Origin of the sequence: Arthrobacter sp. JUb115 (genome assembly GCF_004365035.1) — a bacterium.
Taxonomy (GTDB): domain Bacteria; phylum Actinomycetota; class Actinomycetes; order Actinomycetales; family Micrococcaceae; genus Glutamicibacter.
Genome location: NZ_SOBS01000006.1, coordinates 56810 through 68285, shown reverse-complemented (window position 1 = coordinate 68285; position 11476 = coordinate 56810). Strand labels below are relative to the sequence as shown.

The 11476-nt window shown below is 59.0% G+C and carries 12 protein-coding genes; 7 read left to right on the top strand and 5 right to left on the bottom strand.

Features of this window, described 5'->3' with window-relative positions; genetic code table 11:
• Nucleotides 1-28: 28 nt before the first annotated feature.
• Nucleotides 29-820 (top strand): trans-aconitate 2-methyltransferase, encoded by a 792-nt coding sequence (locus tag EDF61_RS11735; RefSeq protein ID WP_133834218.1) that lies wholly within the window; start codon nt 29-31, stop codon nt 818-820.
• 45 nt (nt 821-865) lie between these two features.
• Here EDF61_RS11735 and EDF61_RS11730 read toward each other — a convergent pair whose 3' ends face one another.
• Together EDF61_RS11730 and EDF61_RS11725 are read right to left on the bottom strand one after the other, a co-directional pair.
• Nucleotides 866-1507 carry a phosphatase PAP2 family protein gene (locus EDF61_RS11730; protein WP_133834217.1) on the bottom strand — a complete coding sequence of 214 codons (642 nt, stop codon included), beginning with the start codon at nt 1505-1507 and terminating at the stop codon, nt 866-868.
• 111 nt (nt 1508-1618) lie between these two features.
• Nucleotides 1619-2272: an MBL fold metallo-hydrolase gene (locus EDF61_RS11725; protein ID WP_133834216.1), complete on the bottom strand. Its 654-nt coding sequence runs from the start codon at nt 2270-2272 to the stop codon at nt 1619-1621.
• Nucleotides 2273-2354: 82 nt separating this feature from the next.
• Here EDF61_RS11725 and EDF61_RS11720 point away from each other — a divergent pair, with 82 nt between their 5' ends.
• Nucleotides 2355-2732, top strand: coding sequence for a GntR family transcriptional regulator (locus EDF61_RS11720; RefSeq protein WP_105656678.1), 378 nt, complete (start codon nt 2355-2357; stop codon nt 2730-2732).
• A gap of 656 nt (nt 2733-3388) precedes the next feature.
• Here EDF61_RS11720 and EDF61_RS18940 read toward each other — a convergent pair.
• Nucleotides 3389-3685, bottom strand: a complete 297-nt coding sequence (locus EDF61_RS18940; RefSeq protein WP_133834215.1) for a DUF4190 domain-containing protein — start codon at nt 3683-3685, stop codon at nt 3389-3391.
• A gap of 259 nt (nt 3686-3944) precedes the next feature.
• On the opposite strand from EDF61_RS18940, the gene EDF61_RS11710 reads away from it, so the two are divergent.
• The 3 genes from EDF61_RS11710 to EDF61_RS11700 all read left to right on the top strand — a co-directional run bounded on the left by EDF61_RS11710 (nt 3945) and on the right by EDF61_RS11700 (nt 5505).
• The gene (locus tag EDF61_RS11710; RefSeq protein ID WP_133834214.1) at nt 3945-4343 is read left to right on the top strand and encodes a hypothetical protein; all 399 of its coding nucleotides are present in this window, start codon (nt 3945-3947) and stop codon (nt 4341-4343) included.
• A gap of 193 nt (nt 4344-4536) precedes the next feature.
• Nucleotides 4537-4971 (top strand): GNAT family N-acetyltransferase, encoded by a 435-nt coding sequence (locus EDF61_RS11705; RefSeq protein WP_133834213.1) that lies wholly within the window; start codon nt 4537-4539, stop codon nt 4969-4971.
• A gap of 147 nt (nt 4972-5118) precedes the next feature.
• Nucleotides 5119-5505, top strand: a complete 387-nt coding sequence (locus tag EDF61_RS11700) for a hypothetical protein (RefSeq protein WP_133834212.1) — start codon at nt 5119-5121, stop codon at nt 5503-5505.
• Nucleotides 5506-5861: 356 nt separating this feature from the next.
• On the opposite strand, the gene EDF61_RS11695 is transcribed toward EDF61_RS11700, so the two are convergent.
• Nucleotides 5862-6149 (bottom strand): hypothetical protein, encoded by a 288-nt coding sequence (locus EDF61_RS11695; protein WP_286172218.1) that lies wholly within the window; start codon nt 6147-6149, stop codon nt 5862-5864.
• Between the two features lie 510 nt (nt 6150-6659).
• On the opposite strand from EDF61_RS11695, the gene EDF61_RS11690 reads away from it, so the two are divergent.
• Nucleotides 6660-6932, top strand: a complete 273-nt coding sequence (locus tag EDF61_RS11690) for a DNA gyrase subunit A (protein WP_133834210.1) — start codon at nt 6660-6662, stop codon at nt 6930-6932.
• A gap of 215 nt (nt 6933-7147) precedes the next feature.
• Here EDF61_RS11690 and EDF61_RS11685 read toward each other — a convergent pair whose 3' ends face one another.
• Nucleotides 7148-7549: a nuclear transport factor 2 family protein gene (locus EDF61_RS11685; RefSeq protein WP_166650790.1), complete on the bottom strand. Its 402-nt coding sequence runs from the start codon at nt 7547-7549 to the stop codon at nt 7148-7150.
• A 1054-nt stretch (nt 7550-8603) separates the two neighbouring features.
• Here EDF61_RS11685 and uvrA point away from each other — a divergent pair.
• On the top strand, nt 8604-11474 hold the full coding sequence (uvrA, locus tag EDF61_RS11680; protein WP_286172216.1) for an excinuclease ABC subunit UvrA: 2871 nt from the start codon (nt 8604-8606) through the stop codon (nt 11472-11474).
• Nucleotides 11475-11476: the final 2 nt, after the last annotated feature.

The following is an 11476-nucleotide window of genomic DNA, read 5'->3' as shown; positions in this document are numbered from 1 at the left end:
CGTGCGCCTCTCGTTTAGGCTCGGGAATATGAAATGGGATCCGACGAAATACACCGAATTCTCCGATTACCGGGGCCGCCCGTACCTGGATTTGCTGGGGCAGCTGGTCTCGGTTGACGCGTCGAAGGTCATCGATCTGGGGTGCGGGCCGGGAAATATGACCCGGCTGCTGGCCCAGCGCTGGCCGCAAGCGCAGGTCACCGGACTTGATTCCTCACCGGAGATGATCGCCAGGGCCACGCAGAGCGAGCACGAGGAAAACCTGGGCTTCGCGCTGGCCGATGCCACGGCGTGGACCCCTGACTCCGACACGGACCTGCTGTTCTCCAACGCGATGCTGCAATGGCTTCCGGGGCACCGCGAGTTGCTGGCCGGTTGGCTGGAGCACCTGAAGCCCGGAGCGAACGTGGCCATCCAGGTCCCGGGCAATTTCGGCTCTCCGTCGCATGCGGTGATGCGCGCAGTTGCCGACAGCTCGAAGTGGTCCGGCCAGCTGGCAGGGGTGCTGCGCCATGACGACGTGGTGGGCGAGCCCGGCGAATACCAGCGGATCTTCCTGGACGCGGGGTTCCAGGCTAATGTCTGGGAAACCACCTACCATCAGCTGCTCGCGGGGGAGGACCCGATCCTGAACTGGGTTCGCGGGACGGCGCTGCTGCCCATTCGCCACACGCTCAGCGACGAAGACTATCGGGAGTTCGAAAACGACTACCGGGCCGAAGTCTCCACGCACTATCCGTCATTTGCTTCGCAGGACGGTACCGTCCTGACGAACTTCCCGTTCCGCAGGATTTTCATGATCGGGCACAAGCTCGGCTGACTAGCTCCAGGGCCGGCATGGCGATAGCCGTGGGGGTGCGCTGCTTCAGCTAATGCTTCCCGGGAGGCACCTGCGCGCCAGTCCGGGCAGCACGCGGACGAAGACCAGGACCACCAGAATGCCCAGTGCCGCCCCGGAGAAGACATCGTGGACGAAGTGGGCGCCTACGCCCACGCGGGAGAGGGCAATGAGCAAGACGGCCGGTATCGCGTTCATGGCCAGCTTCGGAAGGGCCAGCGTGCAGGCTGCGGCGACGCCGGCTGCGACCACCGAATGGTTGGACGGCCAGGACCAGTCGCCTGCTTCCGGGCAAGCGAGCGCGGTGACTGCAGCCAGGGCGCGGCACGGGCGCTCTTCGGCGACCAGAATCTTGGCCAGCTCGCTCAGGCCATAGGCCGCTACCGCGCCAATTGCCCCTGAAACCAGGCGCCAGAACGCAATTCGGTCACGGAACCAGCAAAGGACGGTGAGCGTGCAGGCTCCGGCCATCAGCAGCAAGAGCAAGGTCTCGGAAAAGAACACAGCCGCCGCGGAGAGCGGCGCCGACTGCGCAACGGTTCCTGAAATTCCCAGATACAAGGCATCACGCCACGGATAGGCGGCCAGCGCCAGCAAGGCGAGGACCGCGATGATGATGGCTGGCCGCGAAGGGGCGATGGCAATTCGTGCGGGGGACGGTGAATTCACAAGTGGTGATTATACGGATCTGATCCGGCTGCAGGCATCAGCTGAACGAGGGCCTGCATCGTGGGAAGCTGTTGCCAGCGGCACGGATGCCGCTGGCCATGCAGCCAAGGGCTACCACCCGCGTTCGCGCCACTGCTCCAAATTCGGGCGTTCTGCCCCCACCGTTGTCGAATCGCCATGCCCCGGCAGAACCTTGGTTTCGTCGGGGAAGCGGCCGAAGATGCGTTCGGAGACGTCGGTGAGCAGCGATAGGAACCGCTGCGGATCCTTCCAGGTGTTGCCCACGCCTCCGGGGAACAAGCTGTCGCCGCTGAGGACGACTGGCTGCCCGGAGGAATCTACCAGCGCATAGCCGATCGAACCTGGCGTATGCCCGCGCAAGTGGATCGCCTCGATGGTCACATCGCCCAGCTTCAGCTGGTCGCCGTGATTCAGCGCATGGTCGATCTTGACCCCGGATTCTTCAGCGATGCCGGCCACGTCGTCTGCACCGGCGTAGGTTGGCACCGGGTACTTCTCCACGGCGTCGGCCAGCGCGCGCACGTGGTCCCAGTGCTGATGCGTCGTGGCGATGCCGATAATGCGCGGGTCGCTGGCGTCTTCACTGGCTGCCTGGATGAGCCGCTCGATGGCCTGCATGTCATCCGCCGCATCCACCAGCAGCTGCTCCCCGGTCTTCCGATTGGTCACCAGGTACACGTTGTTTGCCATGTCGGATACTGATACCCAACGGACGGTCACATCGTTCAGTAATAGTTCGTTCATGCAACCAGACTACGGTGCAGATCCCGGCTAACGCGATAGGCTCGGGTAAATATCAAACACAGTCCAAAGCATGGAGTGCAGGATGACCGAACTGGAATTCATCAAGATCGAGCCGAACTCGGGCGTGGCACCGTATCAGCAGGTCCGCGAGCAGATCCTCTCAGCTATCGCCAAGGGAAAACTTGCTCCAGGCACCAAGTTGCCTTCGGTTCGGGCGCTCTCGGGCACCCTGAACCTCGCGGTGAATACCGTCGCCAAGGTCTACAAGGAACTTGAGCTGCAAGGTGCCGTTGTCACCCGCGGCCGCCACGGAACCGTGGTCCAAGCCGCCGAGAATCGTGCAGAGCAGGAAGTCAGCGATGCGGCCGCCGACCTGGCCCGCATCGCCCAACTGTGGTCGGTCGACGAAGCGACCGCGGTGAAGTACTTGCGCGCGGCATTCAGTTCCCTGCCAAGGTAGACCCAAGGCACCTCTGGAAGTGATTCCGGGAACCAGCCGCAGGTGGAACCTGATGAATGCGAATTGGAATGACGGCATTCATTCCTGCAACTGCCCCGTGGCGATTGACTGGCCATGGGAGCAGGACTAGGAACCTTGCGGGTTCACCTAACTTCATCTGCCAATAGCCAACGAGCGTAGCTTCCCCATCGAGGTGGGGATTATCCGCGCGCCCGCCGCTATCCAAACCAGTGGTCCGTTCAACGGCGAACTGCAAGAGCTCGCCCGCGAATAGAGGCCATTGGCGATAACTGGAGAGATTGCGGACTGGAGCCTGGGAAACTAGGCCAACGCGCTGCGCCGGGCCGTTCGTGCCTGCACCGTCCGCGCCTCCGAATCCACCTGCTGGCATCCATTGGCGTTGTGAATATGTGCGCTCCGATTCTCGGCCCAGACCCGCTAAGTCGCCCAAGCGAGTGGGAGTTTTAGAACCCAGGCATGCTGATTTGAAACGAGTGCCATGCGCGTGGGGGAGAATGTTCTGGCTTGTCTGCCAGATGGGCAACATTCCTAACGCCGTGGAGCACGGTGAGGTAGTCCGCTTCATAAAAATGAGGCGACACCGGTGGATAGGTCTCAGCGCAGGGTCATGAAACCTAGCTCGTGAAATTACGGCGTTATGCGTTGTATTGCTGAATCATTGCCGGGATGGCAGTTAACATCGTGAAGAGCGCCAAGGCGGCAATGGCGTATCCCACCACGAGCGCAACGATTGCCAGCCGGCGGCCGCGTCCGCCCCGTATGGTGATCTGGCTTAGCGCGACATGGCCTGCGCCCACGGCCAAGATGGCCAGACCTGAATTGCCAAAGAACCATAGGCTCAGAACGGCAAGGGCCACCAGGGCCAGGGCTGCAACGGAGTACTTGTTCAGTGATCCCGCATCCGTGTATGACGAGACTCTTTGCGTTGCCATGCGGTTCCTCCATCGATTGCTGTTACGACGGAGTTTAGACGCCTATTCCCTCGAAAGGCCAGGGAGTCAACAAGCTGGAAGGGTTCGTGAGCTTCGGATCGAAAGTACCAGTACTGGTAGTGCTCGTCCGGCTTGATATTTCGAAATGAGCTAGGTGGGCACGCCGAGGGTCACGCGCTGCGGGGCACGAGCGCGGACTGATTGTGGTTGGCCTAGATGCATGAACGTATCCTAAACGAATGATGCTAGATTTTGGCTCATGAAAGATGACCAAAAGGTACTGGACTACCTCGCCCAGTTGAAGGAACAGATTGAGAAGGTCATCATAAACTTGCCGAAGGAAAATAGCGCTCAAGTCTACGTTCGTAAGCACCATATTCACTTAGATCTTCAAGGTCACCGGCTCAGTGTCTTCACACTGGTAGTCGGCGGAGAAGCGCCGGAACTCGTCTACGATGGGCGATATATAGGATTTCGAACGATTCCCGAAGGCTTGGACGAAGTCATGGAATTCGTGGAAGAAACGATCGATGACGTTGCGACTTTTGTCCTCAGCACGAAGCCGCTACTAGCTCATAAAAGATCCGTCTTTCGACGCGCTTTTATTTGCATACCGAGCAATCACGGACCGGAGTGGAAGCTCCAGCAGTTCAGTTAACGCATTGGCGACTGGGAACATTGTCCGGGCTGGTCAGCAGTACTGCCCATTGTCCTCCGTTCTGTGTCGCCCGAACGTGAACCCCTGTGCCAGGTGCTCATTTCCATCCGAGTATGCTCAGGATTACCTGGCGGACGACGCGGTGCTGGCACTTGAACTGATCCGGGATTCTTCCGAGTACTAGAATTAGGCCATGGTTTCTATCCGCACAGCCATTGATACCGACTATTCTGCTTTACTTGCGATTTGGCGCCGCTCAGTCGAGGCAACACACGAGTTCTTGACTCCAGCGGATATCGACTCCATTGAACTGGACGTAGCAAAATATTTGCCTCAGATGTCCGATTTGCGCGTAGCCGAAGAAGTTGGGCAACCGATGGGGTTCATCGCGATCGAGAAAGACATTGTTGAGATGCTGTTTGTTGATGCTTTTGCACAGGGGCGTGGGATTGGGAGCGCTCTGCTTAATTCGGTCGTCGCTGGCCGCGATTCCGTACGAGTCGACGTCAATGAACAGAATCCATCGGGACGAAACTTTTACGCCGCAAAGGGATTCACGCAGATAGGTCGGTCCGAAACCGACGGTGAAGGCCGAGCGTTCCCAATTCTTCACCTCGTGAGCACGTAGGCGCATTAACCACGAGGCTATCCGGGACAAATGGATACCGCTCCATATTACTGTGCCCTAAACGAGCGCCCGCAAGAGGAACGCCCGACGGGACCTAAGATTGCTAGCGACCGCTAGACCTAGTATTCACTCTGGTAGAACTGATGCATGCGATGGATTGAGAAATGGTTCGATGAAACTGACTGGCCGAGGGATCCTCTCTTGGATGAATTCCGTGATTCAGTTTGGGAGCTCACGCTCGCCGGAGAGACCAGAGGGTGGCTGACCATTTCGATCACTGTTATGCGATCGTTCCCGTTTTTCTGGGACAAGCAAGAGAATATGTGGTCCCAAATGCATTGGTTAGACGGCGAGCACGAATTACCGGAGGAGGATTACGGGCCAGGATGGTACTCAGCCGAAGAACTGCGAGACGGACATTTCGTCACCGATGATCCCAGGAATGGTCAAGAGACCAGCTTTACTGCCACCAGAGTCATCTGTACCGAGCGCGACCAATTGTGGAATCAACTGGATCACGGAGTAATTCGATAAACCGAGAGTTGCACAGATTACTGTCCTGCTCAGGAAGCGTTATTGGGACGTTTTCCCTGCACCTTGCCGGGCAGATTGTTCTTCAAGGAGCACAAGGGCTTTTTCGCTCGCATTCCTGATCCGATTCAACGCACCAATGATACTTATGCTCGCGAAGAGATTAACGAGAATTAGAACAACGAGAAACCAAGTGTTTTCCATGCTGCAACTCTTCCAGATCTTCTCACCGGCGTCTATCGAGGACGCTCAGCACTGCGGTGAGGCGCAATCAGGTCAAATCAGGCATGCGTTCCAGTCGCCGAACGTTCAGCGGGATGCTTAGATCGATAGGATTCCATATTCTCCCGTCTTCATGATCACGGTTCGAGCAATGGGCTTGGCGGCAACGGCGTTTCCTCACCGGTGGGCTCCTGCCCGTGCAACCGGCACATTCCGATTCCGCCTCCATAGTTGTACTCGACCCAGACCACTGCCTGGCGTCCATTCCTATTGGCTTCCGCCCAGGCAAGGACGTCTTCCACGCACGCTGCGTTCTCGATCCGGTGCTCGCTGCTGTCGCAGTTTTCATTCCAGAAGTCCACGCGGTACACCGGAGTGAGGTTTTCTTCGCTGACATAGCGCGGATCAACGGGGGATATCTTCATGCTTCCCACATCCATGGTGACAATCTATCCCGATCGGGGTGAATCATGCAGGAATCCACTCACCGTCCCGCAAGTCGGTCGATGGCCGGTGGCCAGATTCTGGGTGAACCCACGCATGAAGTTCAGCGCCTGGCCGGTCCGCAAGTGGAACGCTCTACGGGACGACACACAGAGAGCAAGATGAACAGCTGCATCTTGAGTGCCCACGGCTGAGTAACTACCGTGATGGTGCCTTTTAAAACTCGGTTTTGGATCGCTCTGCCGTCATATTGACCTCCAGTTTGCGGATTCCTGGCTTGCTTGGCCAAGCTGCCAAGCTGCCAAACTCCGGTCCGCCCTGAATATTCAGTCCAGACCGCGATTTAGGACATTTCCTGTGCCTTCAGTATTGACTCAGAAACAGCATGAACGTGTCAGAACAACGTATTGGGCTACTCCAATCGGGAGTATTCGAATCCATCCGCCGGAGGTGGTCTACCCCAGGATTAAAGTTTGTGAAACAATCGCCGCATGGATGAGAGCGAGCTGCGGACGAAACAAGAAATGATGATCCTCGAGGCTTTAGTTCAAGCGATCGATCGGCGTGAGGAAGTTTTCGACGCGATAGGAAGTTCAGAGAACCTGGACGAAGCTAATCTTCGTGTATCTCAGCTGTTGGGAGTGGGAGACAACTGTAGTCGAGCGGTTCTCGACATGCAGGCCAGAAGGTTCACCCGAGACCAGCGTCAAATTTTAGCTTCGCACGTAGAGGAACTCAGATCAAAGTTATCTCGTGCACAATGAATGGATCATAAACGCCGGAGGCTGCTCTACGCAGCATAGGCGGATAGTGAAAATATGCTTCAGTGGTTGGGTTGGTTCCAGGAAAGTTCATATCCCTTGGACCAAAATGAGTGGGCCTTGCAAAAGAAGTGTCAGTTGAACCGCCAGCCTGACTTGCACTGACCTTCATTCCTTTGCTGTCTATAAACGAACCTTGAACGGGACAGAGTGTGACGTCAGGCGCTGAATGGATGCTCAGGTCGCAGGTGGTGCCCTTCTTTGACGTGTGAGTAGTCTCGCGCCGTTGTTACTAAGCCTGAATCGTCGAATGAAAGCACTGTGCATCCTGAAACGGTCATTGGTTGGTCCTTGATGAACATGACGACCCAGTACTCGACGGAAGCTGAACTTCCGTTGACGATTGGTTCGCTGAACCATGTTTCTGCCGGATTGGTTTCTTCCGCGAAGCATTCCTCCAGATAAGCGCGCAGACCGCTAGGCCCACGCAATGGTCTGAACATCGAGGCCCAGTGGTCGCCGTCATCAGCTTGTAGCCCGACAATTGCATCCACGTCCTTGAGTGGCCAAGCGGCGGCCCATGTTGTCGCCCAGCGTTGCGCGGCTTCGAGAGTTTGCATGTTGAATTCCTGTTGACGTAGTTGATTGGTGACTGCAGGTTGTTCGGGCCGCGCGGGCAGCCAGGTTCCCATAAGGCTTGCAATTGCTTGCAACGCTACTATCGGCCGAGCAGATTCACGTTATAGGTTCGATCAGTGTTGCTTGGTGCTGACTTTTTCAAAATGTCTCGCAAGCCGGTCTCGTACAGGAACACACCACGTGCTGACCTGGATGACAGAAGTTTCATGGATTCACGGGAAAGCTGGCCGTTCCGTATACCCCGTCCGGTGTAGTGACCGGTGAGGGGGCATAAAACGGAACGATCTGCCGCTGCCTCATGATGTTGAATGCTGGCACGGAAAAGAATTGCTGTCGGATGGCCTTGACACCGCGGATGACGCCACTAGGCGGATCGTTTGGCGAGGTTCGCGATGTAGTTGCGTTGAGGATCAGTGATTGCGGTGCCCTGATTGACGGCGTGAACCGAACGACGAACTTTATCCGTTTTCTGGCTTGCGCAACACGGGGCATGCGCTCGCCGCTCATTGGCATCTATGAGATAGCTGCGATCTTGGGGAGGTATCGCACACGTGGCAGGCGCAGGAGCGGGACGGTTCATGATGTTGCTGAAGCGGCTTGAGCCGAAGGCGGCCACCAGGTGGGTGTATTCCAACGTTGAGTGCGGCAGGGTGGCAGCGGTCGGTGGATCTCGACCGGCTAGGTTATTCGCCAGCCAACGTATTCGACCACAGGGCCCATCGGTTCCGGTTCGGAACAGCAGGCTTCGGGGAGGTCCGGCATGTGCCGGCCCTGAGGCAGCATGCCAGTGGGAAACGCGGGAGCCGGCCAAGTCCATCCCGTCAGCGCGGGGTTCCAAGGGCAACCGGTACCTCGAATGGGACGTCGTGGTCCGGTCTCGATTCACAGGGATGCCGGCTCACCGGTCGCCTTTTCGGGTGGATGAACGAGCACGCATAGCGCTCGCCGTGCGCCGGATCAGGGGTTTGGAGAATTAACTGTGAGTTGCGTCCATTCGTACACGTATTCGAAGTAGTTTTCGATTAGTATTGCCTCGTGGCTATTTCATCGCAGAGTAAAAGAACTGATCTGACTCGCCTGGTCGTCAAGGGTGCACGCGAGCATAACCTGAAAAACGTGGACATTGATCTCCCGCGTGACGCAATGATTGTCTTTACCGGCCTGTCCGGCTCGGGCAAGTCCTCCTTGGCCTTCGACACCATTTTTGCCGAAGGCCAGCGACGCTACGTCGAATCGCTCTCTGCCTACGCCCGCATGTTCCTCGGCCAGGTGGACAAGCCCGATGTGGATTTCATCGAGGGCCTGTCGCCAGCGGTGTCCATCGACCAGAAGTCAACCAGCCGCAACCCGCGTTCCACCGTGGGCACGATTACCGAAGTGTACGACTACATGCGCCTGCTGTGGGCCCGCGTGGGCCGTCCGCATTGCCCGATCTGCCACGAACCGATCTCCAAGCAGACTCCGCAGCAGATCGTCGACCAGCTGATGGAGCTACCGGAGAAAACCCGCTTCCAGATCCTCGCCCCGGTAGTGCGCTCGCGCAAGGGCGAATTCGTCGACCTGTTCGCGGAGCTCTCTTCCAAGGGCTTCGCCCGTGCCCGCGTTGACGGCACCACCATCCAGCTGAACGATCCGCCGAAGCTGGCCAAGCAGGTCAAGCACACCATTGAGGTGGTCGTCGACCGCCTGGCCATCAAGGAAGATGCCCGCCAGCGCTTGACCGACTCCATCGAAACGGCCCTGGGCATCGCCGAAGGACGCGTGCTGGCCGACTTCGTGGACCTGGACGAGGATGATCCCCAGCGCGTGCGCGCGTTCTCCGAGAACCTGGCCTGCCCCAATGAGCATCCGCTGGCCATCGATGAGATCGAGCCGCGTACTTTCTCCTTCAATAACCCGTTCGGTGCCTGCTCGGCCTGTTCCGGCATCGGCACCAAGCTGGAGGTCGATGAGCACCTGATCGTCCCGGATACCGAGGTCACCCTGGCCGAGGGTGCGATCGCCCCATGGTCATTGGGCAAGGCCACCACCGAATACTGGAACCGCCTGATCGAAGGCCTGGGCCATGAGCTGGGTTTCACCATGGACACCCAGTGGCAGGACCTGCCGGCCGCTGCCCGCGAAGCGATCCTGAATGGCAAGGACCACAAGGTGGTCGTGCAGTACAAGAACCGCTTCGGCCGCGAGCGCAAGTACTCCACCGGCTTCGAGGGCGTCATCTCCTACGTGCACCGCAAGCACCAGGAAACCGAATCGGATCACGCCCGCGACCGCTACGAGCAGTACATGCGCCAGATTCCGTGCCCTACCTGCGGCGGCGCGCGCCTGAACCCGGCGTCGCTCTCGGTCTTGGTGGGCGGGCGTTCCATCGCTGAAGTTGCCGCCATGGACCTGCGCAGCGCCGCGGAATTCCTCTCCACGATCGTGCTCACCGCGCGAGAGGCGCAGATCGCCGCGCAGGTGCTCAAGGAAATCGACGCGCGCATGAAGTTCTTGCTGGACGTCGGACTGGAGTACCTGACCCTGGAACGCGCTGCTGGCACCCTGTCCGGCGGCGAGGCGCAGCGCATTCGCCTGGCTACGCAGATTGGTTCGGGCCTGGTCGGCGTGCTCTACGTTCTGGACGAGCCGTCCATCGGCCTGCACCAGCGCGATAACCGCCGCCTGATCGACACCCTGCTGCACCTGCGATCGCTGGGCAACACCCTGATCGTGGTGGAGCACGACGAAGACACCATTGCCGAAGCTGACTGGATCGTGGACATCGGCCCGGGCGCCGGCGAGCACGGCGGCGAAGTGGTGCACTCCGGATCCCTGGAGGGCCTGAAGCAGAACACCAAGTCGCTGACCGGAGACTACCTTTCGGGCCGCAAGCAGATCGACATCCCGTCCAAGCGCCGCAAGATCGACAAGGAGCGCAAGCTCAAGGTGGTCGGTGCCAACGAGAACAACCTGCAGAACGTGTCGGTGGAGTTCCCGCTGGGCGTGCTGACCGCGGTGACCGGCGTGTCCGGCTCGGGCAAGTCCACCCTGGTCAATGACATCCTGTACAAGGTGCTGGCCAACAAGCTCAACGGCGCCAAGCAGGTGCCCGGCCGCCACACCCGCGTGCAGGGCCTGGAGCACCTGGACAAGGTGGTCCACGTTGACCAGTCGCCGATCGGCCGGACCCCGCGTTCGAACCCTGCGACCTATACCGGCGTGTTCGACCACATCCGCAAGCTGTTTGCGGAGACCAATGAGGCGAAGCTGCGCGGCTACCAGCCGGGCCGTTTCTCCTTCAACGTCAAGGGCGGACGCTGCGAATCCTGCTCGGGTGACGGCACGCTGAAGATCGAGATGAACTTCCTGCCGGACGTCTACGTGCCCTGCGAGGTCTGCCAGGGCGCCCGCTACAACCGCGAAACCCTGCAGGTGCTGTACAAGGGCAAGAACATTGCCGATGTGCTGGATATGCCGATTGCCGAAGGCGCCGAGTTCTTCAGTGCCTTCACCCCGATCGCCCGCCACCTGCGCACGCTGGTGGACGTGGGTTTGGGCTACGTGCGCCTGGGTCAGCCGGCAACCACCCTCTCCGGCGGCGAGGCCCAGCGCGTGAAGCTGGCTGCGGAACTGCAGAAGCGTTCCAATGGCCGCTCCATCTACGTCCTGGACGAGCCGACCACCGGTCTGCACTTCGAAGATATCCGCAAGCTGCTCAAGGTGCTGCAGGGATTGGTCGACAAGGGCAACACCGTGTTGACCATCGAGCACAACCTGGATGTCATCAAGTCGGCTGACTGGGTCATCGACCTCGGCCCGGAAGGCGGCTCAGGCGGCGGCACGATCCTGGCTGCTGGCACCCCGGAAAAGGTGGCCAAGGTGAGCGAATCGCACACCGGGAAGTTCCTCTCCGAGATCCTGTAATG